Source organism: Streptomyces griseorubiginosus, assembly GCF_001514195.1.
GTDB classification, from domain to species: Bacteria; Actinomycetota; Actinomycetes; order Streptomycetales; family Streptomycetaceae; genus Streptomyces; species Streptomyces griseorubiginosus.
Window position 1 is genome coordinate 333,988 of sequence record NZ_KQ948742.1, and the last position, 24,197, is coordinate 358,184.

Consider the following 24,197-nt stretch of genomic DNA (forward strand, 5'->3'; position numbering starts at 1 on the left):
GTGAAATCGGCGCGGGGATCGGGGTCGGCGCGCTGTGGCGATCGGCGTCAGCGTGGTGAGGTGATCGCCCGCGCCGCCGCGACCTCCTGGCGCACCGGCTCCAGGACACTGCCCGCGGGCCCGGTGAGGTCGGTGCGGACCTCGTAGAGGGTCTCCGCCTCGCGCAGGCCGTCCGCCAACTCCCGCAGTTGCAGGGTCACCTGGCCGACCTCGGCGGACGACGGGGGCGGCGCTCCGTGGCGTACGCGGACCCGCGCCGCGGTCGTGGCGTCCACGATCCGTTCCACCGCGACGACCAGCGGCCACCAGGCCGCGGCCCGCCGGCCCATGGGCGGCGGTTCGGTCAGGGCGCGCTGGAACTCGGTGCGGATGACGGACAGGTCGCGGTAGAGGCGGCGGCGCATCCGGGCGCGGGCGGCCGGTTCGCCATCGCCACCGAACGCGCCCTCCACATAGGCCGCCGTGTCCGCGACCGCGTCCGCCAGACGGTCGCCCACCCGGGTGTGCCAGCTCTCCGGCCACAGCAGATACCCCGCGACCAGGGCGATGGCACAGCCCATCAGGGAGTCCAGCAGACGGGGCATGAGCAGGGCGGTGCCCTGGTGGTTGAGGATGTCCGACAGGAGCAGGATCACCGGGGTGATGGCGGCCGTCTGATAGCCGTAGCCCCGCGGGGTCAGCGCCGGGATCAGCGGGGCGAGCAGCAGCATCACGGGTACGTCCCACCATCCGCGCGGCACCTGCGAGAGCACCGCCGCCGCGACCACCAGCCCGGCCACGGTGCCCAGCGCCCGCAGCAGCGCCCGGGAGAACACCGAGCCGAAGTCGGGCTTGAGGACGAACGTGATCGTCAGTGCCACCCAGTAGGAGCGGGGGACGGGGACGATCGAGACCAGTGCCTGGGCCAGTCCGATGCACAGCGCGAGGCGGAGCCCGTAGCGCCAGGACGCCGCCGACAGGGCCACGTTGCGGGCGGCGCGGGCGGCCCGGACGCCGAGTGCGGCCGGGCGGCCGAGGCGGTCGTCGATGCCGCGCGGGTCCACGTCCGGTACGGCGACGACCTCGGCGGCGTGTCGCAGGGCGTGGTCGACGGCCCGGCTGGTCTCCGACACCGGAACGGGCAGCTTCAGGCCGATGGGGCCGGTGTAGCCGGTCTCCACCGCCCGCGCGAGGTGCCGGACCGTGTCGGGGATCTCGGGTGCCAGCGGCTGCCCGGACAGGTGGGCGGCGGGGGCGGCCTCCACCACCGGGGTGATCGCGTTCAACTGGGCCAGCAGTCTGGTCAGTTCGGGGCTGCGGCCGTGGTGGCGGGCGCGCCGGGCGAGGACCAGGTCGTACGACTGGTTCAGGGACTGCGTGACGGCGTGCCGTGCCTCGTCGTACTCCGCGCGGCCGCAGGCGGCCATCAGGTCGGCCACCGTCCGGTAGGTGGCCGCGACCGCCGCCCGTTCCGGCACCCCGGACCTGAGCGGCCAGGCCAGCAGGGCGAGGAGCAGGACGAGCAGGCCGCCGCCGGTCATCAGCAGCGGCGCGAGCCACCAGTCGCCCGGCATCGGAAGGCCCGCGCCGACCACGGAGTTCAGCAGCAGGAGCAGACCGGAGACGGAGGCGACCGCGCCGATCGTCGAGATCATCCCGGAGACGAGCGCGACCGCGGTGACCGCGCAGACGGCGGTCCAGCCCTGGCCGTACACCAGGGACCCGAGCGTGATGCCGACGGCGCCGAACAGCTGGGGGATCGCGATGTTGAGGATGCGCATGCGGTAGGCGTCGGCGGTGTCGCCGATGACTCCGGACAGGGCGCCCATGGAGGCGAGGGCGCCGTACGCGGCCTGGTCGACGGCAAGTCCGACCGCCAGCGGGAGGGACATCGCGACGGCCGCGCGCGCCACGGCGGCCCGGTTGACGGGGGCCTGCTGGGCTTGGAGGTTCCGGACCAGCCAGTCGGGCGGGGTGAGGCCGATGCGGGACATGCGCTCATTATGAACACCGAGGTCAACCGGTCATCCGGGACCGTGCAGGGTGATGTCGACCAGCAGGGCCCGGTGGTCGGTGTCCGCGAGGTCCAGGAAGCGGGCGTCGCGCGCCGAGAAGGCGGCCGACACCAGGACGTGGTCGATCTGGGCGCCGATCACCGGGGCGGTGCGGGCCGGCCAGGTGGGGGTGCGGCCGGATCCGGCGAGGCGGGCCGCGTCACGCAGCCCGGTGTCGAGGAGCGCGCGGAAGGCCGCGTGGTCCTGCGAGGCGTTGAAGTCGCCCGCCAGGACGGTGGGTTCGGTCCCCCGGGCGGCGGCGAAGTCCCGCAGCGCGCCCAGCTCCCGCCGCCATGCCCCCAGCTGTCCCGGCAGGGGCGGCATCGGGTGCGCGAGTTGCAGGCGTACGGCATGACCGTGCACGTCGGCGACGGCCCCCGGCATGCCCATGGTCGCGGGAACGGCGGGGGCGGCCCGCAGCGGGAAGCGGCTCAGGATGACGGACCCCGTGGAGCCGGCGCCCTCCACGGACCGCCGGTACGGGTACTGCCCGGCGAGGGTCTGCCGCAGGGCCGCCGAGCAGCGGTACTCGCACTCCTCCACGAACACGACGTCCGGTTCCTCCCGGCGCACGGCGGCGACCAGGGCGCCGGTGGCCCGCCCGAACTCGACGTTGGAGGTGAGGACTTCCAGCGTGGCGAGCACCCGGCCGTCCGGTTCGCTGCCCGTGCCGTAAGGGGTGATGAACCACGCCAGCAGGCCCACGACCACGGCCGCCCAGACCGTCCCCGGCCACCAGCGGACGAGCAGCGCGAGGGCCAGGCCGAGACCGGTGGGCGCGAGCAGCCAGGGCAGGAAGGCGAGGAGCTGGGGGACGGGGGTGACGCCGTCGGTGTCGGCGAGGCGGCAGCCGACGACCGCGCTCACGGCGGCGAGGAGCAGGGCAGCGGTCCAGATGCCGAGGCGCCGGTGGGTCACCGTGCCGAGCCTACGAGCGGGCGTCGACCTGCGCCAGGAACTCCCCGAGCACGGCGTTGAACTCGGCCGGCCGTTCCAGGTTCGGCAGGTGCGCCGCGCCCTCGATCACACACAGCCGGGACTCCGGGAGGGCCGCGTGCATCGCCTCCGCGTCGGAGACCGGCGTGTAGGTGTCGTCGGCGCCCACGACCACCAGGGCCGGGACCGTGACGCGGGGCAGCAGCTCACGGTGGTCGGAGCGGGCGGCGCGGGCGCGCAGGGCGGCCGCGGCGGAATCGGGGCGGGTGGCCGTCATCATGCCGAGGACGTGTGCCTTGACCTCGGCGGCGGCGTACGGCGCGACCATCTTCTCCAGCACCTCCCCCGCGTACCCGGCCATGCCCTCGCGCAGCAGCCGGTCCGCCATGGCGTGACGGACCCGTACGCCCTCGGGGGTCTCCGCCGCCGGGAAGGTGTCGGCGAGGACCAGGCCGCGGATCCGCTCGGGGAAGAGCCGGTAGCAGTCCATGACGATCTGGCCGCCCATCGACAGGCCCGCCAGCACACAGGCCGGCACGTCCTGGTCGTCGAGCAGCGCCTCGATGTCCCGGGCGAAGTCCTCGAAGAGCTCCACGGGGTACCCGGCGGGTGCGGTGCCGTAGCCGCGCAGGTCCGGGGCGAGGACCGGGCGGGAGGCGGAGAAGGCCTCGGTCTGCGGGCGCCACATCGTGTGGTCGAAGGGGTGGCCGTGCACCAGGACCAGGGGAATCGCCGAAGTCGCCGTCATGGACCGACCGTAGGCGGCCCCCGCTTCTCGGTGCAATAAAATCTTTGCCTTCGGTGCAATCGCAGAAGATGGGGGGTTCGCGTGCCCGACTACCGCCGTATCGCCGACCGCATAGCCGCCGACATCACCGCCGGACGGCTCCGGCCCGGCGAACGGCTGCCGCCGCAGCGCCAGTTCGCCCGCCGGCACGGGATCGCCGCGTCCACGGCGGAGCGGGCGTACGGCGAACTCGTCCGGCGGGGCCTGGTCGTCGGGGAGGTCGGGCGCGGCACCTTCGTCCGGGCCGGTCTGCCCGAGCGGCCCGGCAAGGGGCTCATCGAGGACGCCGGCGCCCCCGTCAACCTGGAGCTCAACTACCCTTCCGCACCGGGCCAGTCGGACCTGCTCGCCGGCACGCTCGCGTCTCTGCTGCGCCCCGACGCGCTGACCGAGGCCCTGCGCCCCGCGGCCGTCACCGGCACCCCCGCCGCCCGCGAGGCCACGGCCGCCCTGCTCGCCACCCCGGGCTGGCGCCCCGAGCCGGACCGGATCCTCTTCACCGGCAACGCCCGCCAGGCGGTGGCCGCCGCCCTCGCCGCACTGGTACGGCCGGGCGGCCGGGTCGGGGTCGAGGAGCTGACCTACCCGGTGGTCAAGGAGATCGCGGCCCGCCTCGGCATCACCCTGGTCCCGCTCGCCGGCGACGAGGACGGCCCGCTCCCGGACGCCGTCGCCGCCACCCACCGCACGGCTCCCCTGTCGGCCCTCTACCTCCAGCCGACCCTGCACAACCCGACCTCCGCGACCATGGGCACCGAGCGCAGACGGCAACTCGCGGGCACGGCAACCGCCTTGGACATCCCCGTCGTGGAGGACCGCATCTGGTCGTTCCTCGCGCAGGCCGACGACCCGCTCGCCGCCCTCGCCCCCGACCACACCCTGGTCGTCGACGGGCTCTCCAAGCGGGTCGCGCCCGGGCTCACCGTCGGCTTCCTCGTCGTCCCCCGGCAGCGCGCGGAGACGGTGGCCGACGCCGTCCGCTCCGGCGGCTGGAGCGCGGGCCGGTTCGCGCTGGAGGCGGGGACGGGGTGGATGGCCGACGGGACCGTGGCACGGCTGGTCACGGCGAAACGGGCCGACGCGGCGCACCGGCAGCGGCTGCTCGCCGCCTGCCTGGACGGGTTCGCCGTACGGTCCGATCCGCGCGCCTACTACGCCTGGTGGCAGCTCCCCGCACCTTGGAGGGCGGAGACCTTCACGGCCGCCGCCGCGGCGCTCGGCATCGCCCTGACGCCCGGACCGTCCTTCGCCGTCGGCCCGCACCGCACCCCGGACGCGGTCAGGCTCGGGCTCGGGTCGGCTCCGGTGCCGGATCTGGAACGGGCGCTGCGGACCCTCGCGGGGCTCGCGGCGAGCCGTAGCGACCGCTGAGCCAGCAGGTCAGGGCCACCGCCAGACCGACGGTCACCAGCAGCCAGGACACCGTGCGCAGGGTGCCCGTCAGCGCGTCGTAGACGGCGCCCGCGGCCGGGCGGTGCACCGGGTCCGGCAGGTCGGTGAGGGTGAAGTGGCGGCCCACGGCGACGGCGAGACCGAGCAGAGCCCCGCCGAGCGCGGTGCCGAGCGCGGTCGCGGTGAGGGCGCGGCGGCGGCAGGCCGCGACCGCGATCCCGGTGACGGCGAGGACGGCGGCCGTGACGGGCAGCCAGAAACCGGCGACTTCGAGCACGTCGTAGCCCTTCCTCAGGCGGTCGAGTTCGGCGGCCGGGAGCACGGCCACCTTGGTCCGGGGCAGGGCCTCGGACACGTGTCCCGGGGCCAGTCGGCGCCCCACCTCGGCCAGGTCGACGGTCACCTCGCGCCGGCTGTCGTCGTGCAGCGCGCTCCACACGGCGTCGTGGACGGCCCGGTTGCCGGCGTCCCACGCGGCGGGGAAGGCCGGGGTGCGGGCGAAGTCGTGCACGAAGGGCCGCAGCGGTTCGTCGACCTCGTCCTCCATCGCGTCCCGTACGGCGGGGTCGGCGGCCAGCGGCGCCATCGCCGTCACGTAACGGCCCGGATCGGCGAGGCCGTACGCCGCCCAGGCCGCCAGCGCGCCGAACGGCACCATGAGACAGGCCACGGCGATCAGGGCGGCCGACAGGGCGCCACGGACACGGGGGGTCACCTCTCCAGGCAAGACCGCCGAAGGCGACCGGGCGAGCCGTGGAGCTGCGGATTAGGCCTTCCGGTGGAGGGTTCACCCGAACGGGTGTCTCATGGATCAAGGGGGAACTGTGGGAACTGTGGGAACCGGGAGGCACCAGGGGGACGGGGGAAGCCGGTGAACTCGGTGAACCTGGTGAACCCGGTGAACCCGGTGAACCCGGTGAACCCGGTGAACCCGGTGAACTCGGTGAACTCGGTGAAGCCGGTGAAGCCGGTGAATACGGGGGGCCTCGGGGAGAAGGAGGCCGATCCATGCCCATGCCCATGCGCACCCCTACGGCCCTGCGGACCCTGGCCGTGGCCCTGCTCACCGGCGCGACGCTCGCCGTCCCGGCGGCGGGCACCTTCGCCGCGGCAGCCCCGCCCACGCACGCCGAAGGCCACGGTCGCGGCGGTCCGGTCTGGGGCACCATCGTCTCCCGCACCGCACTCAACGTGCGGGACGCGCCCACCACGCACTCCGCCGTCGTCGACCGGCTCGCACCGGGCAGTCAGGACCGCATCGAGTGCATGGTCCGCGGACAGAGCGTCAACGGCAACCCGTACTGGTACTGGTTCACCGGTGCCGAGGGCTGGGTCAGCGCCGCGTTCGTCGACACCGCCGGACGTCCCGTGCCGACCTGCGCGGACCCGTGTCCGCAGTGGAAGAACGACACCTGGAACAACGCCGACTGGAGCGACCCGGACTGGAACGCCGGTTCCGACACGTGGGCGGCTTCCGGGACCGTGTCCTTCAGCTTCTCGGGCTCCTGGACCTGGACGGTCACCGGATCCTCCGGGTGAGGGAAGGGTCCTCGGGGTGAGGAAGGGGTCCTCGTCGGGATGAGGAAAGGTCCTCGGGATGAGGGAAAGGTGGGCCCCCTGGCCAGTTGCCCGGCCAGGGGGCCCATCGCTGTTCCCCGGACCCCCGGGACCCTCTCAGCGGATCCGGTTCCCCTCGCCGTCCTCGTGGGTGTAGTAGCGGTAGAAGAACACGACGAAGATGCCCGCAGCGACCGCGAGCCCCAGCGCCGCCGAGCGCAGCACGCTCTCCCCGGTCTGGCTGTACAGGAACCCGACGGCCGCGCCGGCGAAGCCGGACTTCACGGCCGAGTGGAGCTCTCGCTTCAGCAGCGGGGCGAAGGTCGCCACGGCGAGGCACAGCACGATGAACGCGATCGCCGTCACACACCCGAACAGGACGTTCCAGCCGGTGATCGGCCCGCCGTCCCTGCGGTTGGCCGCGGCCCAGTAGCCGTAGACCAGCCCCAGGAGCACGGGGATGCCGTAACGGGCCGCGCGATGGACCTTCGGGCTGAACACGTCGGGTGTCCGGGCGAGACCGCCCGCGGGTGCCGCATGAGCCATGAGAGCACTCCTCTCTCCGCCCCCGCTATGCCCCTGCCTACCAGAGCACACCTGGAGAGGGTCGCTGGCAAGTCGAAAGGGGCGATTGCCCTCCCGGGAACTGCCCTTGCCGGTCGCAGCGGTTACGGTGCTGCGGTAAGTGATCGACGGGGGATGGGGAGGGAACGATGCCCGGGACCGTGCTGCTGCTCGCCGCCTCACCGGTGGGCAAGAGCTGTCTGGTGGACGCGGCGTCCGTGCTTCCCGTCCTCGCCGCGGTGCCGCCCGCCGTGCTCTCCGGCACCGACACGGCCAACGTCGTCGAACTCGCCGACCCGCTGGAACCGCAGGCCGTCCTGACCCGGCTGCGTGCCGTCGCGGCCACGCCCGGTCCGCTCACCGTGTTCGTCGCCGGCCAGCTCGCCCTGGACCGGCGCCAGCATCTGCCCCACCTCGCGCTGGCCCGCACCACGCCGGCCACGGTCCGCTACACCGCGCTGCCGTGGCAGTGGATCCGCGAGGAGTTCCGGCTGCGGACGCCGGGTTCGACGACGCTCTTCCTCGACCTGCACGCCGACGCGGAGACCTGGGGATGGCTGCGGACGCACGCCCTCGACTCCGGGCGCAACAACGCGGTGTACGGGCGGATCGCGCCCCCGCCGTCCCGCCGCAAGGTCGCCGTGCCGGCGTACATGAAGACGATCGCGACGATCCTCCGCAGCGGTCACCGCCCGGCGGAACCGGACCTCCACCAACAGGCCTTCGGCCGCCTGGGCAGCGAGGCGTACGGCGACATCGTCCTGACGGTGCCATCGGTGCCGGTGGCCACGCCTGGGCGGGGGGCGACTGGGGTTTGGCCGGGGGCGCCGGTTCAGGGGGGTTCTTCGGCGCAGGTGAGTGCTTCGGTCGGGGCAGTGTCGGTTGCACCGGTGGGGTCGGTTCAGCCGACGGTCTCGGCGCGGGGTGTGGTGTCGATTCCGGGGGGCGCTTCGGTTCCGGTGGGGGGCCCGGCGCAGGGGGTGGTTGCGGCTCAGCGGATGGCTGTGGCGTACGGGGCGGCTCCGGGCCCGGGGGTGGCCGTGGCTCAGCAGGCGGCCCCGGCTCACGGAGGGTCTTCGGCTGCAGGGGTTGCCGCGACTCATGAGCTGATTCCGGCCCATGGTGTGGCCGTGGCGCAGGGGGTGGCTCCGGCGCAGGCGATGGCTCCGGTTCAGGGGGCGGCTCCGGTTCAGGGGGTGGCTTCGCCCCAGGGGGTTGCCTCCGGCCAAGGGGTTGCCTCGGCGCAAGAGCTGAACTTGGCCCAGGAGGCGGCGACGGCCCAGCGGCGGACCTTGGCCCAGGGGCTTGTCTCGGGCCAAGCGGTCACTCGGTCTCGAGAGTTGGTCCCGGCTCCGGACGTGGCCCCGGGCCAGGAGGTGTCCTCGGCTCAGGGGGTGGCACCAAGCCCGGACGTGGCCCCGGCTCAGCGGGGGACCCTGGCCCAGGATGTGGATTCGGCTCCGAAGGGGGCCCTGGTCCAACGAGTTGCCCCGGCCCAGGAGTCTCCCTGTACCCAGGAGTCCCCCCGTACCCATGAGGTGCCCCCGGTTCCGCGGGTCGCCCCCGGTCGGCAGGCCGTTGCCGGTCGGCAGGGTGTTGCCGGGCGGTCCTCCGGGGTGGAGTCCGTGGATCCCCACGCCTACATCGCCGCCGCCGTGCAGAGTGGGCGGCATCAGGATGCCGAGGTCGTTGCCGCCGCTCATGGGGAGGCCGCCGCCCGTGACCATGGGGCCGCGTCCGAGCAGGCTCTGCACTGGGCCGAGGTGCGGGCGGATCTGGCGATGTTCGCCGGGGACCCGGTGCGCAGTTGCCGGATCTGGCTGACCGTGGCCGAGGCGCGGCTCGGGGCCGGGCAGGCTGTGGACGCGGGGCCCGTGGAGACGGCCGTGGACCGGGCCCACCACCAGTGGGCGCAGGTCCGTGACGGGGAGCAGGTGCGGCAACTCGGCATCGTGCTGGCCGGGTTGCGGATGCGGGTGCCCGGACGCCGGCAGGGCGCGCTGGAGAACGTGCAGACCCAGCTGAGGAAACTCCAGACGCAGGGTTAGGACCTGTCCGGGTCCAGCATCGCCAGCGCCCCCGAGACCAGGGTGCGCACGCCCGGCCCGACCACCGACAGGTCCGGCGCGAAGTGCGGGCTGTGGTTGCTCGGCACCGCGTCGAACTTCTCCCACAGGTCCGCGCCGGGTGCCGCCTCCCACACGTCGGCCGGGGTGGAGGTCACGAACCAGTACGAGTACGGGAGTTCACCGAGCGCGAGCTTCGAGAAGTCCTCGCTGCCCATCGCCGGGCCGGGGTCGAAGACGGTCACGGCGCCGAAGACCTCGCGGTGCACGGCGGCGATCCGGTGGTCGGTCTCCGGGTCGTTGACCGTGACCGGGAACGAGCCGCCGAGGATCACCTCCGGCTCGCGCGGGCAGCCCGCCGCATGGCACTCGCCCTCGGCGATCCGGCGGATCGCGGCCAGCATCCGGTCCCGGACCGCGTCCGACTGGGTACGCAGGTTGAGGGAGATCCGGGCGGTCGACGGGATGATGTTGGGGGCCGTGCCCGCCTCGATCCGGCCGACGGTCAGCACGGCCTGCTCCCGCGGCCTGATCTCCCGGCTGACCACCGTCTGGAGCCGCGTGACGAGGTAGGCGGCCGTCACCACCGGGTCGACGGTCGTCTCGGGCCGCGATCCGTGACCGCCCCGGCCGTGCACCACGATCTCCACGTCCGTGGTCGCCGACATGACCAGGCCGGGTACGTGCGGGTACAGCCCGGCCGGACCGGGCGCGACATGCTGGCCCAGCAGCACGTCCGGGCGCGGGAGGCGGTCGTAGAGCCCGTCGGCGACCATCGCGGCCGCCCCGCCGCCGCTCTCCTCGGCGGGCTGGCCGACCAGCACCAGCGTCCCGGACCAGGCGTCCCTGCCGTCCGCGAGCGCCCGCGCGGCCCCCGCGAGCCAGGTCACGTGCAGGTCGTGCCCGCAGGCGTGCATCACCCCGGGCTCCTGGGAGGCGTACGGCAGTCCGGTGCGCTCCTCCACCGGCAGCGCGTCCATGTCGGCGCGCAGCAGGACGGTCGGCCCGTCGCCGTTGCGCAGCACGCCCGCGACCCCGGTGCCGCCGATGCCCTCGACGGTCTCGAAACCGGCCGCCGTCAGCCGCTCGGCGAGCCGGCCCGCCGTTCGGTGCTCCCGGAACGACAGCTCGGGGTGGCGGTGCAGGTCCATGTAGAAGTCCTCCAGGTCGGGGACCGGGAGGGCGGCGGTGAGGTCCAGCGCGGTACGGGCGGCGGAAGACGTCATGCGGGCAGCGTAGGCGGCGAGGGGGATCCGGGGCCCGGATCCGGGGGCGGGGAGGCCCGCCGACGTCGACTTGGTGGAACCTTTGCCTCGGTGTGTCCGTTGACGGGGTGAGATCACTCAACGAGTACCGAGGTGACGTCGATGGCACTGTTCGACCGGCTCAAGGACCAGGCCAAGAACCTCCAGCAGCAGGCCCAGGGGCGCGGCGCGGCGACCGCTGGGCAGGGACACGGCGGCTCGCGCGGCGGCGGTTCGCGGGCCCAGCTCGTCGGCGTGCTGAAGACGCAGCTCGGCTCGTTGAAGGCCGAGTTGAAGAGCGGTGCGTACCGGGACGCCAGCATGGCGATGTGCGCGCTGGTCGCCGCCGCCGACGGTCAGGTGGACGCGTCCGAGATGCAGCAGATGGAGTCCCTGATCCTCAGCAACGAGGTGTTGCAGAACTTCCCGCCGGAGCAGCTGCGCCAGCGCTTCCACAAGCATGTGGACCTGCTGACCCGCAATTTCCCGCAGGGCAAGGCGGAGGCGCTCCAGGAGATCGCCAAGGCGGCCAAGAAGCCCACCGAGGCCCGCGCGGTGATCCAGACCGGCATCGTCATCGCCGGTGCGGACGGCCACTTCTCCCAGGCGGAGCAGTCGATCCTGAGGGAGGCGTGCGCGACCCTGGGCCTCCAGCCGGCGGAGTTCCAGCTCTGAGCTCACCAGTCCCCGTGGTTCCAGCTCTGCGGCCACCAGTCCCCGTGGTTCCAGCTCTGAGATCACCAGCCTCCGGAGTTCCAGCTCTTAGGTCATCAGCCCTCGTGGTTCAAGCTGTGAGGTCTTCAGCCGCCGGAGTTCCGGCCGGGCTCATTTCGGCGTGTGCCCGGTCGTGTGGCCGGTAGTGTGCCCGATGACCTGCTCGACCTGGTGCGTCCGCTCGGCCGGCTGCTCCCCCGCGGCCTTCGCCGGCCCCGCGTTCGCCGCCAGGACGAGCGTGGCCACGGCCACGACCGCGGCGGCGAAACCCCTGGTGTAGCGCGCGGTGGTGCTGGTGCGTCCGAGCACGGCGGCCTCGCAGCGGTGGCGGTGGGTGTCCTGGGGGGTGGCAGCGTATTAAGCACGCTTAATACGCCGTTTAACCTAGGGGCTGCGGGAGCCGAACGGCAAGAGGGACTCGGGGAGTTGGCCATGTCGGAGCGGGACGACCCGGGTGTCATCGGGCGACGGGTGCAGCAGTTGCGGGTCGCACGCGGCCTCACCCAGAAGCAGCTGGCCGAACCGGCCTACACCCCGGCCTACATCTCCACTTTGGAGTCCGGCCGGGTACGTCCCTCCGACGACGCGCTCCGGCACCTCGCCGACCGTCTCGGCGTCGGCTTCGACGAGCTCGCCACCGGCCGCCCGGCCCACCTCGTCACCGATCTGCGTCTGCGTCTGACCGAGGCCCAGCGCACCCTCGCCACCGGCGAGGCCGAGGAGTCCGCGGAGCAGTACGCCCGCCTCCTCGCCGAGGCCGACGCACTCGACCTCGCCGACGTACGGGCCGCCGCCCTGCTCGGGCTCGGGGAGTGCGCGGTGGAGACCGGCGAACTCGGCGCCGCCCGGGAGTACTTCGAGCGCGCCGAGCAGGCCCTCGGCGCCGACGTGCCCCTGCCAGCCCGGGTCCCGGCCCTGCGCGGCCGTGCCCTGTCCCACTACCTCGCCGGTGAACTCCGCTACTGCGTCTACCTGTTGGAGTCCACCCTCGACGAGCTCAACCGCGGCGGCCTCCATGACCCCGACGCCCTGCTCCTCCTCTACGCCAGCGTCATCGGCCCCTACATGGACATGGGCGCCCACGCCCGCGCCGCCCAGGCCGCCGAACTCGCCCTCGCGCTCGCCCCGCAGTCCGGCGACCCCGCCCTCGTCGCCCGTATGCACCGGTCCGTCGCCCGCACCCTGCTCGCCGAGGGCCGCCTCGCGGAGGCCGACGCCTCCCTCGCCAAGGCCGCCGAGCTCTACCGCCGCCTCCAGCTCCGTACCGAACTCGCCAACTGCCACTGGATGCGCGGCTACGTCTACGCCCAGAACGGCGAACTGGAGCGTGCTGAGGGCGAGTTGCGGCAGGCGCTCGCCATGCTCTCCGCCAAGCGGGCCGCCCTCTACTCCAGCCAGGCCGCCGTCGAACTCGCCGACGTGCTGCACCGGCGCGGCAAGTCCGAGGAGGCCGCCGCCCTGCTGCACGACGTGCTCAGCGACCTCAGCCCCGAGCGCGGGGCCCTGCACTCCGCCGCCGCCCACCGTCTCCTCGGGATCATCGCCGAGGACGCCCGCGACACCGAGGCCGCCGAGGAGCACTACGTCCGCGCCCTGAGCCTGCTGGAGCGGGCCGGCGCCGCGGGCGACCTGGCCGACCTGTGCCGTCTGCTGGGCGACCTGCTGCGCCGTACGGGACGGGTCGAGGCGGCCCTCGACGCCTACCGGACCGGCCTCGGCCACCGCACGGCCCCCGGCACCACGACCCTGGGCCCGGCACCGGCCCAGCCGCCTCTGTGAGGTCCGGCGCCCTGACCGGGTGGGCGCTCGGGCAGCGCCCGCTGTGACGGTGCCGGGGTGGCGCACGGGTGTGCCCGGTCAGCGTGCGCGGTGACGTCGCGGGACGGCTGGTCTGAGAAACGCTGACGCGGGGTCGTACGGGCAGCGTTCGGAGACCAGGGGCGGCCGCCGCCGTCCGAACGGCGGCGGCCGCCTTGGTGAGGACCGCGCATGCTCTCGCGCGGCCCCCAGGGAAGGTCCCCGGCCCGCTCGGGACGGCGGGAGACGCCCCGGTCGGCGGCGGGCGCAGGGACGGAGGCAGGGGACTGGGGACTGGGCACTGAGTCAGGGGTCTTAGGCGGGGGCGGAGTCACGACCGTGCCCGGAGCGTGCGGCCTGGAGCAGGGCGTTCAAGCCGACGCGGGGCTCAGGGCACGGGCGAGGTCGGCGCGGACGAGGGGTACGGACGAGGGGGGGGTACGGACGAGGACAAAACGGCTCCGGCACAGTTCGACTCGACGACGCTGTGCGGCCGCTCCCTGACCGTCACCTCCGAAGGTAATGAATCGGCGTGCCGTCTGTGAAGGGCGTCCGGGGGGCCGAGGCGTGACCGTTGCGGCGCCCCCGGCGACGACCCGCCTGACCGCTCACACCTGGACCCGGCCCCGCTTCCTGACCTCCGTCAGCCGCTGTGCTCCCACCTGGAGGGCCGTCCACGTGGCGTCCGTCGTCACGTCGCCGAAACCGCCGTTCGACACCATGATCGCGTCCTCGCCGACCCGGGCGGCGGCGACCTCCAGCGTGAGGGTGACCGGCTCGCCCTCCGGCGACTGGCCGGTCAGCAGCACCCGCAGCCCCTGCCGGGAGTCCCCCGTCTCCGGCAGCTCGGCCGCGGTCACCTGCACGCCCAGCACGGCGCCCGTGGCGGTCGTGGCCGCGAACTGCCCGCACTTACCCGGGACCCGGCTCAGCCAGGCCAGGGTCTTGTCGGTCCGGGCCGGGTCCAGGGCGAACACCTGGTAGCGCAGCTGCGCCTCGTTCCACGTGTCGTCGAGCCCGACGACCGCACGGGGCTGGGCGTCGGCCCCGAACAGGTCGTCCGCGTACAGCGCGTCGAGCAGCCGCTGGCAGTCCGGCAGCTCGGTCTTCCCCTTCAGCACCCCGTCGTGCCAGGTGGCGGTGCCCTGCGTGGGCGTCCAGGGCTCCCCGAGATCGGCCTCCGTGATCAGCGCGGCCTGCGCCATCGCCTCGGTGAGGGCGGTGGAGGAGGCGGGGGAGGCCTTCGGGGACGCCGGAGCCGCGCTGGTGGGCCGGGTGATCGGCGGCTTGGGGGCGGTGGGCGGGGTGGAGAGCGCCGAACACCCGGTGACACCGAGAAGCACGGCGAGACCGAACACGGCAGCGGGGACACGGGACGGGGTCATGCCTCCAAGTGATCACCGGGCGCGCGGGGTCACCAGCGGTCGGGGCCGTACGGGTTACGGGCGGGGCGCGCGGGTGCCGGGGCGCGGACACCCAGGGGCCCTCCGTTTTTGAGGCCACGGCCGTTCCGACCGCGTATCAACTGCGCAAGGGGATCGGTCAAGGACGTCGATAGGCGGCACGATGGATACCGGGCTCCAGCGCGCGAGACAGAGTCGCACGCGATCACCCTATGACCGAACACAGTGATTTCAGAGTGCAGGCAGTGGAAGCGTCACCCGTGGTCCGAGGCCGAACTCCTCGGCATCGTCGGTACTGACGACCGCGGTGGTTCCCGCAGGGACTCCGGGCAGCGTGGCCACGCGGGAGGCCACCGCCAGGAGGTCCCCCTCACCGGCTCCGGTGATGAAGAAGACGTAGACGTCCCCGTCCTCCTCGCTCTCATCGAAGATCTCCACGCCACCTTGGTCCTCGAGATCGGACAGGAAGTCCTCGACCTCCTCGATCCAGGGGAACGGGTAGGCGCCGTCGGGCAAGTCGGGCGTCGGCGGCAACGGCACGTGGATCTCAACAACCGTGGTGGGCACGACGCCATCTTGCCCGCAGAGCCTTTGGCTGGCTCACGCCGGGCGGCTCAGGGCCTGTAGTGCCAGTCGGGTGCACAGCGTGGCCAGGGGTAGTTCGGCGCCGAGTGCCATGGTGATTGCGGTGGCCAGGTCGGCGCCCGGGGCCGCGGTCGTGGTGTCGAACCAGGCGTCCACCACCAGCAGCGTCGCGGTCGCGGCCGCTGCCAGGGCGTGCCGTCGGTCGCCGCGGGCGGCCAGGAGGCCGGTGGCGATCAGGCCGAGCGCCTCCAGGGCGTCGAGGCCGACCCAGGCGACCGGCCAGTGGGTCACGGTCGCGGTGGCCGGCAGGCCGGTGGCCAGCACGTACAGCCACGGCAGCAGCGCGAGCCCGCACGTGACCAGCAGCCACCCGGCCCGCCGCATCCCCCGCGCCGGGCGCGGCTCCTCCATGTCCTCGTAGAGCGGGATGACCTCGGCACCGGCCATCTCCTCTTCGTGCAGCACCAGTTGACGCATCGTCTTCCCCCGCTCCCCGCCGGCTCTCCTCTTCACGTGCTCCACCCTCCGGCGCACACCAGGGCGCCGTCAGTCACGCGGGGTTCCGACCTGGGGTGGAGACAACTCCACCCCCGAACCGGGCGGAAGCGTCATGGCACGCGGATGGCCTGCGGCTTTAGCGTTTGAGGCATGCAACTCACCACGTGGCTGCGGCTGGTGGCCGGTCGGCCGTTCCGCGGGGCGGGACATCGGACCGCGCTCGTCGCCAGCGGCCTGCCGCTCCACCTCGCCGTGGTGCCCCTGTGGCTCTGGCTGCTCGGCGCGACGGCGGCGTCGGCGCGCACGCCCGCCGCGGTGGCCGTGACTCCGCTGCCCGTGCTGCTCACGCTCCTGGTGACACCTCTGCTGACCGCCGGACAGCGGCGGCGCTACCGGGCGCTCGTCGGCAAGGACCTCCCGCGTCCCGCCGTCGACGGGAGATCGGTGGTTCGCCGGCTGACCGGCCGGGCCCTGTGGCGGCACCTCTGCTACCACGCCGTGCTGGGGCCGCTGTTCGCCGTCCTGGACCTCGTCGTCCTCGCCGTCTGGGCCGCCGCTCTCGTGGCCGCCTCCACCTACGTGTGGATCTGGGCGTTGCCCACGCAGTGGCGGGTCACCGACCTCGGGTACACCACGCAGGCCGCGTACATCACGGTCGGCGGCCTCGCCCTGCTGGTCCTCGGGCCCCGGCTGACCGACGCCCTGGTGCGGCTGGAGGCCCGGGCGGCCGAGGTCCTGCTCGGCCCCAGCCGTACGGAGAAGCTGGCCCGCCGGGTCGCCGACCTCGCCGAGAGCCGGGCCGGCGTGGTCGACGCCGCTGACGCCGAGCGGCGGCGGATCGAGCGCGACCTGCACGACGGCGCACAGCAGCGTCTGGTGGCGCTCGCCGTCAACCTGGGCCTGGCCAAGGCCACCCTCGGCGACCTGCCGGAGGAGGCCCGCAAGGTGCTCGACGAGGCGCACCGCGAGGCGAAGGAGGCGATCACCGAGCTGAACGACCTGGTGCGCGGCCTGCATCCCGCCGTCCTCGAGGACCGTGGCCTCGACGCCGCGCTGTCCGGGGTCGCCGCCCGCCTGCCGATCCCGGTGCGTGTGGCGGTGGACCTGCCGCGGCGCCCCTCGCCCACGGTCGAGGCCGTTGCGTACTTCGTGGTCTCCGAAGCTCTCACGAACGTGGTCAAGCACGCCCGGGCGAGCCGGGCGGACGTGACCGTGGAGCGGTTCGGGGAGACACTGCTGGTGGTCGTCGCGGACGACGGGGCGGGCGGCGCGGATCTCGCGGCGGGCGGCGGCACCGGGCTCGCCGGGCTCGCCCAGCGCGTCGCGTCCGTCGACGGCACGTTCTCCTGCCGTAGCCCCGCCGGGGGCCCGACCGTCGTCACCGTGGAGCTGCCGTGCGCGCCGTGATCGCCGAGGATTCCCTCCTGCTGCGCATCGGCGTGGTCAAGGTGCTGGAGGCGGCCGGCTTCGAGATGTGCGCGCAGGTCGCCGACGCGGAGGGGCTGTTGGCGGCCGTCGAGGAGCATCGGCCCGACATCGCCGTGGTCGACGTGCGCATGCCGCCCGGCTTCACCGACGAGGGCGTACGTGCCGCGCTGGTGATCCGCCGGCAGTACCCGCGTACCGCCGTACTCCTGCTGTCGCAGTACGTGGAGGAGCGGTACGCCGCCGATCTGCTCGCCACGAACACCTCGGGCGTCGGCTATCTGCTCAAGCAACGGGTCGCCGACGTCGAGGAGTTCGCCGAGGCGGTACGGCGGGTGGCGGCCGGCGGGACCGCGCTCGACCCGCAGGTCGTCGCGCAGCTGCTGGTGCGCCGGCACAGCGATCCGCTCGACCGGCTGACACCGCGCGAGCGGGAGGTGCTGGAGCTGATGGCGGGCGGCCGGTCCAACTCCGGCATCGCCGCCGAGCTGGTGGTGAGCGAGAGCGCGGTCGCCAAGCACATCAACAGCATCTTCACCAAGCTCGACCTGCCCAGAGCCGACGCCGACCACCGCCGCGTCCTGGCGGTGCTGCGTTTCCTGGGCGTCGCGGCGGCGTAGCGGGCGGTCACGGAGTCGGTGTCGGCACGCGGGGTGGCGTGGGCCAGGGCGAAGGGTTCGATGAAGAGCCACCCGGTCCGCCCGCGCCCGACAAGAACCGGGACCACGCGCGTGGATAGACGTGATCCTCGGTACCTGGGGCGCCGGGGACGACCAGTGGGATCGCCTGCCGGGTGGGGCCGGTCGCAGGCCAGGACGAGCCTGCCGCCACGCTCGTCACGGCAGGTCTCGCGCACCCCGACAGCCCGCTCTTCGGCCGCAAGCTCGACCGGGAAGCCGCCTTGCAGCACTCACGGCTGGCGGAGTTCTGGCAGATCTCGGACTTCGTCCTGGAGCACGACCCGCTGGTGCGAGGCCACGTCTACGGACGCTGACCGACTCCGGGCCGGGGAGCGTCCGGTCAGGACCGGGTCACCGGTGTCTGGAGTTCCGTCACCCAGTCGTCGCGGTTCTCCGGGCACTCCAGGTTGATCTCGCGGGGGTAGCCGGTCGACTCGTAGGCGTTGGCGTCGATCCAGCGGGCCAGGGCCTGGACGGTGGGGAGCACGGTGTCCATCGAGCCGCGGTGCACGATGGTCGCCGCCTCGCCGAGGGACGGCAGGTCGAGGATCCGGAAGGTGCCGTCCTGGAAGGAGGCGCCGTCCTGGAGGGGGATGCCGTCCTGGAGGAGGGTGCCGTCCTGGAGCGGGGCGGAGACCTGGAGCGGGGCGGAGACCTTGAGCGGCGCCGAGACCTGGAGCGGGGCGGAGACCTGGACGGCGGCGTGGACGGTGATCCTGCCTCCGCCCTCCGCCGCGTCCTCGTAGTACGCGATGCCGGGGCCGGTGGGCGTGATGCCCGCCGCGTCCAGGCGCCGGAACAGCTCGTCGTACAGCGGTCCGATGACCGGGCCGATGTCCTCGGGCTGGAAACTCGCCGCCGTCGCGGTCAGCTCCGCCACCCGGACGGCAGGGACGCTCTTGATGACAACGTCGTTCGTGGGCATGTGCCCCTCGCTCTCGATCGCTCGGAGCCTCGCCTCGACCTGCACCAGCCGTGCCGCCGCGGCGGCCATCGCGGTCTCCAGTTCGGCCCGCCGCAGCCGCAGCATGCCGCGCAGTTCCTCGGGACCGACCTTGTCGTCCACGATGTCCCGCACCTGCTGGAGAGTGAATCCGAGGTCCTTGAGCGCGATGATCCGGTTGAGACGGGCGAGCTGGCCGGCGGTGTAGTGCCGATAGCCGCTGGCGGGGTCGACATGAGCCGGTCGCAGCAGTCCGGTCGCGTCGTAGTGACGCAGCATCCGGACCGAGACGCGGCCGTGCCGGGCGAAGTCTCCGATGGTGAACATGATGTCTCCGAGCTGACCGCCTGACACGGTGTGAGGGTCAAGAAGCTACTGGGTCCGCCGGGGAGGGGCTGGTCCCCCGCGTGGCAGGATTCCGCCGTGACTCCATTGCCCCGCCCTGCCGAGACCGTGGCGACCGATGCCGGGATGCTCGCTCTGTGGGATCCGGAGAGCTTCACCGATGTGGTGGACCATGACACGTGGGACCTCCGGCTGGGGGCGGACGAGGACGTCCGGCGCCACGTCCGGGCGGGCTCCCTGGTGCCGATCAACATCCGGAGCGACGGTGCCTTCGCGGTCCTGGTGCGCTTCGGCGGCCCCGATCGGCCTGCCGAGCTGACGGAACGGGAGCGGGCGCACGGGCTCGTCAGTTCCGACGCCTACCTCTTCTGTTCGTCGGGGCGGATGTGGCTCAGTGGTATCGAGGCGGTGGGTGCGCAGGCGTGGCCGGAGATCGTTCGGTTCGAACTGCCGGCGGGACGGTACTCGGTGGTGATCCACCTGATCGCCTGGGAGGACGAGGTCGGCGGCGTCGACTGCGACGGGGCTCCCTCCGCCACCGCTCTGCCCGACTTCGTCGTCCTCGTCGCGCCGGCCGGGCCAGGACGGGACGTGTTCCGTACGGACGTGGAGACCTTCGACCCACCCGGCGGCTGAGACACAAACCATTGGCCCCGCCCGGCAACAGAGACAAAAACCCCTCGCCCCGCTCCCCCGCCACCCCCTACCCTCACCCCATGCAGCGCGCCCAAGCACTCCCGTCCATCACGACGACGCCGGATCACCCCCGGCGCGCTGACAGCTGACGCTGACGCAGTCCGAAGCCCCGGGGCGAGTGCCCCGGGGTTCTGTCGTGGCCGTCGGGTTCCCTCGCCCCCTGTGAGTGAGGGAGAAGACCCATGCAGGACCACCGCCGACTCGGCCGAGAGCTCGGGCTGTTCGACACCGACCCGCTGATGGGCGCGGGGCTGCCGTACTGGTTGCCCGACGGGGCCGTCGTGCGGCATGTGCTGGAGGAGTACGTCCGGGAGGTCGAGCGGGAGGCCGGGTACCGGCACGTGTACTCGCCGGTGCTCGGCAAGCGGGAGCTGTACGAGATCTCCGGGCACTGGGACCACTACAGCGACGACATGTTCCCGCCGATGCGGATGGGAGGCGGCGCGGGGGAGGAGGTCGTGCTGCGGCCCAGTCTCTGCCCGCACCACGCCCTCATCTACCGGTCCCGGTCGCACAGTTACCGCGAACTTCCGCTGCGGATCGCCGAGTTGGGAGCCATGTACCGCTCCGAACCGTCCGGTGTGCTCGGCGGTCTCACCCGCGTGCGGTCCATCCAGCTCAACGACGCCCACATCTTCTGCACCCCGGACCAGGCCGTGGGAGAGGCCCGCGCCGCCCTCGGGCTCATCCGGCGGGCCTACGACGACCTCGGCATCCGGGCCACCCGGTACCGGCTCTCCCTGCCGGGCGGCGGCCAGGACGGCCGGGGCAAGTACGTTCCCGACCCGGAGCTGTGGCGCCGCGCCACCGGTCTGCTCGAGGAGGTCCTGGACGGGGTCGACCACGAGGCCGTCGAGGGCGAGGCCGCCTTCTACGGGCCCAAGATCGACGTCCAGGTCACCGACCCCGCCGGCCGTGAGTCCACCCTCTCCACCGTCCAGATCGACTTCCACCAGCCCGAGCGGTTCGGCCTTCGGTACATCGGCAGCGACGGGAGGAAACACCGGCCGGTGATGGTCCACCGCAGCATCATCGGGAGTGTGGAGCGGGCCGTCGCCCATCTCGTCGAGGCGCACGCCGGTGCCTTTCCCGTGTGGCTCGCGCCCGTGCAGCTCGTGGTGCTGCCGGTGGGCGACGGGCAGGAGGAGCAGGCCCTCGACGTCGTACGGCGGGCCCGGGCGCGCGGTGTCCGGGCCGAGCTGTCCGGCTGCGGCGACGGGACCCTCGGTGCCCGGGTCCGGGCCGCGCGGCTCGTGCCGTATCTGGCTGTGATCGGGGAGCGGGAGGCCGACGGCGACCGTGCGGCCGTACGGCTGCGGGACGGGCGCAGGCCCGGAGCCGTGCCCGTGGCCGAGCTGCTGGGGCGGATCGGGGCCCGGGCCGCTGATCGCGGGGCCGAACTCTGGGCGGCTGCGTAAGGTCGGTCCCGTACGCCCGCACACGTCAGCGACGTACACGCACGCCAGTGAGGGAAAGGACCCCGCCGTGACCGGTCAGCCCATTCCGGTGATCATCGACTGCGACACCGGTGTCGACGACGCCCTGGCCCTGCTGTTCGCCGTACGCCATCCGGGCATCGACCTGCGCGCGGTGACCTGCGTCGCCGGGAACACCGACGTGGACGGCGTGGTCCGCAACACCCTGACCGTGCTGGAGCAGGCCGGGGCCGGGGACATCCCGGTGGCCCGGGGTGCCGAGCGGCCGCTGATCGAGCCCGTGCGCACCGCGCAGCACGTGCACGGGCTCGACGGGATGGGCGACCTGGGGCTGCCCGCGCCGACCCGGGTGGCGGTGGACGTGGACGCGGTGACCCTGCTCCGGCGGGAGATCCTCGCCTCGCCCCGGCCGGTCACCCTGATCCCCACCGCTCCGCTCACCAACATCGCGCTGCTGCTGCGCACCCACCCCGAGGTGGTGCGCAACATCGAGCGGATCGTGTTCATGGGCGGCGCGGTGGCGACCGGGAACGCCACGCCGGTCGCGGAGTTCAACGTCTGGCACGACCCCGAGGCGGCCGCCGTCCTGCTCACCGCGGGCGTGCCGATCACGATGTACGGCCTCGACGTCTTCGAGCGGGTCGTCGTCCCCGCCGCCGACGTGCAACGACTGCGGGCGAGCGCGGAGCCCAGTCTGCGGATGGCCGGTGAACTCCTCGCCCACCGCGACCCGGCCAGTTCCGGCGACCCCACGCCCACCGGCGGGCTCGGCGACGCGGGCGCGGTCTGCGCGGTCGTCGACCCCGACGGGCTGACCACCGAACTCCTCCCGGTGGAGGTGAGCCTGGCCCCGGGCCCGACCCGCGGCCAGACCGTCGTCGACCGCCGTCGCCGCCCCGGAGAGTCCGAGATCCACGAGGGCGGGCGTGAAGTGACCCTGGTGGACGTGGGGTTGGACGTCGACGTGGAGCGGTACGTGAAGCTGTGGCTGACGGCGGTGGAGGGGGTCTAGGACCCGTTGTGGTGCCTCAGGAGCCGCTGACGCCCCACCGCTGCTCCACCTTGGCCAGCCGCCAGTAGGCGATCGCCGCCGCCCACACCACCACGAAGAGACCGACGATGACGTAACCGACGTTGTCGAGGTCGATCTCGGCGATCCAGGTGGTGAGGGCGTCGGTGAGGTCGAACTTGTCGTGCAGGACGCCGACCAGCTCGATCGTGCCGATGAAGAAGGCGACCGCGATGGACAGGCCGGTGATGGCGAGGTTGTAGAACACCTTGCGCACCGGGTTGGAGAAGGCCCACTGGTAGGCGAAGTTCATGAAGGTGCCGTCGAGGGTGTCGAACAGGCTCATGCCGGCGGCGAAGAGGAGCGGCAGGCACAGGATCGCGTACCAGGGGAGCCCGGCGGCCGCGCCCGACCCGGCCATCACCATCAACGTCACCTCGGTCGCGGTGTCGAAGCCGAGCCCGAAGAGGAAGCCCAGCGGGAACATCTGCCCCGGCCGGGTGATGGACTTGGTCAGCCGCCCGAGGATCCGGTTCATGAAGCCCCGTGAGTCCAGGTGCTGTTCCAGCTCCTTCTCGTCGTACGTCCCGGCCCGCATCGCCCGGAAGACCTTCAGGATGCCCACCAGGGCGACCAGGTTGAGGGCGGCGATGACGTAGAGGAAGGTGCCGGAGATCGTCGTACCGAGGAATCCGAGCACCTGGTGGGTGCTGGAGCCCTCGTTCATCACCTTGCCGGCCAGCTGGGTGCCGCCGGCGATGAGCGCGGCGAGCACGACGACGACGCTGGAGTGGCCGAGGGCGAACCAGAACCCCACGGACACCGGCCGCTTGCCGTCGGCCATCAGCTTGCGGGTGGTGTTGTCGATCGCGGCGATGTGGTCGGCGTCGAAGGCGTGCCGCATGCCCAGCGTGTAGGCGGTGATGCCGAGTCCGACGCCGAAGGCCTTGGTGCCGACCTCGTAGTGGGCGGGGACGACGAGCAGGAAGAGGATGCCGAACGCGACGACGTGCAGGGCGGTGATCACCGCCATCAGTCCGGCGGTCTTGACGGTGTCCTCGCGCCGCCAGCGGAAGCCGGTGGCGGCGCCGGTAGCGGCACCGGTCGCGGGGGGCGTGGCCTTGGACAGGGCAGGCTCGGTCATACGGTCAGCTCCAACACCTCGTGGATCAGTTCCTGACGTGCCGTGGCCGGTCTCCTGGCTTACGGGTCGTGCGTGTCCGCGCCTGCCTTCCCAGTCGTACGACCAGTGGCTTCGACGGCACGGACACTTCCCGATCACAGTGGCGAGGGCCGCGCCGGTCTGGACCTTTGAGGGGTCGTCACCGGCTTCCCGAGCACCACGGCCCGCCCACCGTAGGGGGTGTCGGCCTCCCCTGCATAGCTGCGCACCTGCGCAGGTATGGAAGATCACACAGGGGCGCCTGCGAGGATGAGCCCCATGCACCTCGTCCCGGCCGACCGAGCCGACCGCCGCACCATCGACGGACACCGGGTGTGCGACGCCATCGCCGCGATCGGCGACCCGGACGACGTCCGCACCTGGTCCGACCGCTTCGCCCTCCTCGCCGACCCCAACCGCCTCTCCCTCCTCCTCGCCCTGCACCGCACCGGTCCGCTCGCGGTCTCCGACCTCGCGATCGCCTCGGGCATGAACGACCCGGCCGTCTCCCAGGCGCTACGGCTGCTGCGCGCGGCCGGGGTCGTGGCGGGGGACAAGGAGGGGCGGGTGGTGCGGTACCGGGTGGTGGACGAGGCGGTACGGGGGTTGTTGAAGCAGGTGTCCTAGGAAGCAGGTGGCGGGGTTCCGCGCCCGGTTGCTCGGGGCGCCCGCCTCACTCCTCCGGCCCCCATCTTTCCGGGCCCACGCCGCGCCAGTCGATCCAGCTCGACCGGGCGACCTCCGCCGCGTCGATCTCCAGGCCCGCTCGGCGGAGGAATTCGGCCACGTCGGCCAGGTTGTGGGCGAGGCCCAGGATCTCGCCGTCCACGCGCACGCGGCGGCCGCCGGTGGGGGACGGCGGGTGGACGATCACTCGGATCGGGCCGGACATGTCTTCAGGATCGTCCGCGGTGTACGGTCCCGC

24 protein-coding genes, 1 pseudogene and 1 riboswitch are annotated in these 24,197 nt (G+C 73.0%); of the genes and pseudogenes, 12 read left to right on the top strand and 13 right to left on the bottom strand.

Features of this window, described 5'->3' with window-relative positions; genetic code table 11:
• Positions 1-47: 47 nt before the first annotated feature.
• The 3 genes from AQJ54_RS33380 to AQJ54_RS33390 are packed head-to-tail and all read right to left on the bottom strand — an operon-like array spanning position 48 to position 3,717.
• The gene (locus AQJ54_RS33380) at positions 48-1,973 is read right to left on the bottom strand and encodes an FUSC family protein (protein WP_062243669.1); all 1,926 of its coding nucleotides are present in this window, start codon (positions 1,971-1,973) and stop codon (positions 48-50) included.
• 30 nt (positions 1,974-2,003) lie between these two features.
• A complete protein-coding gene (locus AQJ54_RS33385; protein ID WP_062243672.1) occupies positions 2,004-2,951 on the bottom strand; it encodes an endonuclease/exonuclease/phosphatase family protein in 948 nt (315 codons plus the stop codon).
• Between the two features lie 10 nt (positions 2,952-2,961).
• Positions 2,962-3,717, bottom strand: a complete 756-nt coding sequence (locus AQJ54_RS33390; RefSeq protein ID WP_062243675.1) for an alpha/beta fold hydrolase — start codon at positions 3,715-3,717, stop codon at positions 2,962-2,964.
• A gap of 81 nt (positions 3,718-3,798) precedes the next feature.
• Between AQJ54_RS33390 and AQJ54_RS33395 the strand changes: the two genes are divergently transcribed.
• A complete protein-coding gene (locus tag AQJ54_RS33395; RefSeq protein ID WP_062243677.1) occupies positions 3,799-5,127 on the top strand; it encodes an aminotransferase-like domain-containing protein in 1,329 nt (442 codons plus the stop codon).
• Here AQJ54_RS33395 and AQJ54_RS33400 read toward each other — a convergent pair.
• On the bottom strand, positions 5,036-5,863 hold the full coding sequence (locus AQJ54_RS33400; RefSeq protein WP_062243680.1) for a hypothetical protein: 828 nt from the start codon (positions 5,861-5,863) through the stop codon (positions 5,036-5,038). The genes AQJ54_RS33395 and AQJ54_RS33400 overlap by 92 nt on opposite strands.
• A gap of 305 nt (positions 5,864-6,168) precedes the next feature.
• Between AQJ54_RS33400 and AQJ54_RS33405 the strand changes: the two genes are divergently transcribed.
• Positions 6,169-6,687 carry an SH3 domain-containing protein gene (locus AQJ54_RS33405; protein WP_062025826.1) on the top strand — a complete coding sequence of 173 codons (519 nt, stop codon included), beginning with the start codon at positions 6,169-6,171 and terminating at the stop codon, positions 6,685-6,687.
• 135 nt (positions 6,688-6,822) lie between these two features.
• Here AQJ54_RS33405 and AQJ54_RS33410 read toward each other — a convergent pair whose 3' ends face one another.
• Positions 6,823-7,251 carry a hypothetical protein gene (locus tag AQJ54_RS33410; RefSeq protein WP_062243682.1) on the bottom strand — a complete coding sequence of 143 codons (429 nt, stop codon included), beginning with the start codon at positions 7,249-7,251 and terminating at the stop codon, positions 6,823-6,825.
• A gap of 167 nt (positions 7,252-7,418) precedes the next feature.
• On the opposite strand from AQJ54_RS33410, the pseudogene AQJ54_RS43020 reads away from it, so the two are divergent.
• Positions 7,419-8,138 (top strand): annotated as a pseudogene (locus tag AQJ54_RS43020) (hypothetical protein); the annotation flags it as partial.
• Positions 8,139-9,313: 1,175 nt separating this feature from the next.
• Here AQJ54_RS43020 and AQJ54_RS33420 read toward each other — a convergent pair.
• Complete coding sequence (locus tag AQJ54_RS33420; protein ID WP_062243688.1) at positions 9,314-10,561, bottom strand: amidohydrolase; 1,248 nt, start codon at positions 10,559-10,561, stop codon at positions 9,314-9,316.
• Between the two features lie 141 nt (positions 10,562-10,702).
• On the opposite strand from AQJ54_RS33420, the gene AQJ54_RS33425 reads away from it, so the two are divergent.
• Positions 10,703-11,254, top strand: a complete 552-nt coding sequence (locus tag AQJ54_RS33425; protein WP_062243775.1) for a tellurite resistance TerB family protein — start codon at positions 10,703-10,705, stop codon at positions 11,252-11,254.
• 150 nt (positions 11,255-11,404) lie between these two features.
• Here AQJ54_RS33425 and AQJ54_RS33430 read toward each other — a convergent pair whose 3' ends face one another.
• The gene (locus tag AQJ54_RS33430; RefSeq protein ID WP_062025832.1) at positions 11,405-11,602 is read right to left on the bottom strand and encodes a hypothetical protein; all 198 of its coding nucleotides are present in this window, start codon (positions 11,600-11,602) and stop codon (positions 11,405-11,407) included.
• Positions 11,603-11,725: 123 nt separating this feature from the next.
• On the opposite strand from AQJ54_RS33430, the gene AQJ54_RS33435 reads away from it, so the two are divergent.
• Positions 11,726-13,072 carry a helix-turn-helix domain-containing protein gene (locus AQJ54_RS33435; RefSeq protein ID WP_062025833.1) on the top strand — a complete coding sequence of 449 codons (1,347 nt, stop codon included), beginning with the start codon at positions 11,726-11,728 and terminating at the stop codon, positions 13,070-13,072.
• 626 nt (positions 13,073-13,698) lie between these two features.
• Here AQJ54_RS33435 and AQJ54_RS33440 read toward each other — a convergent pair.
• From AQJ54_RS33440 to AQJ54_RS33450, 3 genes are all read right to left on the bottom strand, one after another.
• Positions 13,699-14,475, bottom strand: coding sequence for a hypothetical protein (locus tag AQJ54_RS33440; protein ID WP_062243691.1), 777 nt, complete (start codon positions 14,473-14,475; stop codon positions 13,699-13,701).
• A gap of 249 nt (positions 14,476-14,724) precedes the next feature.
• Complete coding sequence (locus AQJ54_RS33445; RefSeq protein ID WP_062243695.1) at positions 14,725-15,060, bottom strand: hypothetical protein; 336 nt, start codon at positions 15,058-15,060, stop codon at positions 14,725-14,727.
• A gap of 33 nt (positions 15,061-15,093) precedes the next feature.
• On the bottom strand, positions 15,094-15,591 hold the full coding sequence (locus tag AQJ54_RS33450) for a hypothetical protein (protein WP_062243778.1): 498 nt from the start codon (positions 15,589-15,591) through the stop codon (positions 15,094-15,096).
• Between the two features lie 135 nt (positions 15,592-15,726).
• Between AQJ54_RS33450 and AQJ54_RS33455 the strand changes: the two genes are divergently transcribed.
• The 3 genes from AQJ54_RS33455 (at position 15,727) to AQJ54_RS33465 (ending at position 17,995) form a co-directional block, all read left to right on the top strand.
• Positions 15,727-16,983 (top strand): sensor histidine kinase, encoded by a 1,257-nt coding sequence (locus AQJ54_RS33455; protein ID WP_062243698.1) that lies wholly within the window; start codon positions 15,727-15,729, stop codon positions 16,981-16,983.
• A complete protein-coding gene (locus AQJ54_RS33460; protein WP_030320009.1) occupies positions 16,971-17,621 on the top strand; it encodes a response regulator transcription factor in 651 nt (216 codons plus the stop codon). The genes AQJ54_RS33455 and AQJ54_RS33460 overlap by 13 nt, the downstream gene beginning before the upstream one ends.
• 173 nt (positions 17,622-17,794) lie before the next feature.
• Entirely contained in the window at positions 17,795-17,995 is a 201-nt protein-coding gene (locus AQJ54_RS33465) for a hypothetical protein (RefSeq protein WP_062243701.1), read from the top strand.
• A gap of 26 nt (positions 17,996-18,021) precedes the next feature.
• Here the strand turns inward: AQJ54_RS33465 and AQJ54_RS33470 are convergent, their stop codons facing one another.
• Positions 18,022-18,951: a MerR family transcriptional regulator gene (locus AQJ54_RS33470; RefSeq protein WP_062243704.1), complete on the bottom strand. Its 930-nt coding sequence runs from the start codon at positions 18,949-18,951 to the stop codon at positions 18,022-18,024.
• Between the two features lie 96 nt (positions 18,952-19,047).
• On the opposite strand from AQJ54_RS33470, the gene AQJ54_RS33475 reads away from it, so the two are divergent.
• From AQJ54_RS33475 to AQJ54_RS33485, 3 genes are all read left to right on the top strand, one after another.
• Positions 19,048-19,605, top strand: a complete 558-nt coding sequence (locus AQJ54_RS33475) for a hypothetical protein (RefSeq protein WP_159055582.1) — start codon at positions 19,048-19,050, stop codon at positions 19,603-19,605.
• A 242-nt stretch (positions 19,606-19,847) separates the two neighbouring features.
• Complete coding sequence (thrS, locus tag AQJ54_RS33480; RefSeq protein ID WP_062243710.1) at positions 19,848-21,083, top strand: threonine--tRNA ligase; 1,236 nt, start codon at positions 19,848-19,850, stop codon at positions 21,081-21,083.
• Between the two features lie 67 nt (positions 21,084-21,150).
• Positions 21,151-22,113, top strand: coding sequence for a nucleoside hydrolase (locus AQJ54_RS33485; RefSeq protein WP_062025849.1), 963 nt, complete (start codon positions 21,151-21,153; stop codon positions 22,111-22,113).
• A gap of 16 nt (positions 22,114-22,129) precedes the next feature.
• Here AQJ54_RS33485 and nicT read toward each other — a convergent pair whose 3' ends face one another.
• On the bottom strand, positions 22,130-23,254 hold the full coding sequence (gene nicT / locus AQJ54_RS33490; protein WP_248845483.1) for a Nickel transporter NicT: 1,125 nt from the start codon (positions 23,252-23,254) through the stop codon (positions 22,130-22,132).
• Positions 23,255-23,281: 27 nt separating this feature from the next.
• Positions 23,282-23,470: riboswitch (cobalamin riboswitch) on the bottom strand.
• Between the two features lie 81 nt (positions 23,471-23,551).
• On the opposite strand from nicT, the gene AQJ54_RS33495 reads away from it, so the two are divergent.
• Complete coding sequence (locus tag AQJ54_RS33495) at positions 23,552-23,899, top strand: ArsR/SmtB family transcription factor (protein ID WP_062243713.1); 348 nt, start codon at positions 23,552-23,554, stop codon at positions 23,897-23,899.
• A 46-nt stretch (positions 23,900-23,945) separates the two neighbouring features.
• Here AQJ54_RS33495 and AQJ54_RS33500 read toward each other — a convergent pair whose 3' ends face one another.
• On the bottom strand, positions 23,946-24,164 hold the full coding sequence (locus AQJ54_RS33500; protein WP_062025853.1) for a hypothetical protein: 219 nt from the start codon (positions 24,162-24,164) through the stop codon (positions 23,946-23,948).
• Positions 24,165-24,197: the final 33 nt, after the last annotated feature.

Excerpts from the sequence above, each read along its gene's own strand:
- AQJ54_RS33425 (WP_062243775.1), top strand. The coding sequence starts at position 10,703 with ATGGCACTGTTCGACCGGCTCAAGGACCAGGCCAAGAACCTCCAGCAG.
- AQJ54_RS33440 (WP_062243691.1), bottom strand. The coding sequence starts at position 14,475 with ATGACCCCGTCCCGTGTCCCCGCTGCCGTGTTCGGTCTCGCCGTGCTT.
- AQJ54_RS33455 (WP_062243698.1), top strand. The coding sequence starts at position 15,727 with ATGCAACTCACCACGTGGCTGCGGCTGGTGGCCGGTCGGCCGTTCCGC.
- nicT (WP_248845483.1), bottom strand. The coding sequence starts at position 23,254 with ATGACCGAGCCTGCCCTGTCCAAGGCCACGCCCCCCGCGACCGGTGCC.
- AQJ54_RS33410 (WP_062243682.1), bottom strand. The coding sequence starts at position 7,251 with ATGGCTCATGCGGCACCCGCGGGCGGTCTCGCCCGGACACCCGACGTG.
- AQJ54_RS33380 (WP_062243669.1), bottom strand. The coding sequence starts at position 1,973 with ATGTCCCGCATCGGCCTCACCCCGCCCGACTGGCTGGTCCGGAACCTC.
- AQJ54_RS33405 (WP_062025826.1), top strand. The coding sequence starts at position 6,169 with ATGCGCACCCCTACGGCCCTGCGGACCCTGGCCGTGGCCCTGCTCACC.
- AQJ54_RS33495 (WP_062243713.1), top strand. The coding sequence starts at position 23,552 with ATGCACCTCGTCCCGGCCGACCGAGCCGACCGCCGCACCATCGACGGA.
- AQJ54_RS33420 (WP_062243688.1), bottom strand. The coding sequence starts at position 10,561 with ATGACGTCTTCCGCCGCCCGTACCGCGCTGGACCTCACCGCCGCCCTC.
- AQJ54_RS33470 (WP_062243704.1), bottom strand. The coding sequence starts at position 18,951 with ATGTTCACCATCGGAGACTTCGCCCGGCACGGCCGCGTCTCGGTCCGG.
- AQJ54_RS33500 (WP_062025853.1), bottom strand. The coding sequence starts at position 24,164 with ATGTCCGGCCCGATCCGAGTGATCGTCCACCCGCCGTCCCCCACCGGC.
- AQJ54_RS33390 (WP_062243675.1), bottom strand. The coding sequence starts at position 3,717 with ATGACGGCGACTTCGGCGATTCCCCTGGTCCTGGTGCACGGCCACCCC.
- AQJ54_RS33435 (WP_062025833.1), top strand. The coding sequence starts at position 11,726 with ATGTCGGAGCGGGACGACCCGGGTGTCATCGGGCGACGGGTGCAGCAG.
- thrS (WP_062243710.1), top strand. The coding sequence starts at position 19,848 with ATGCAGGACCACCGCCGACTCGGCCGAGAGCTCGGGCTGTTCGACACC.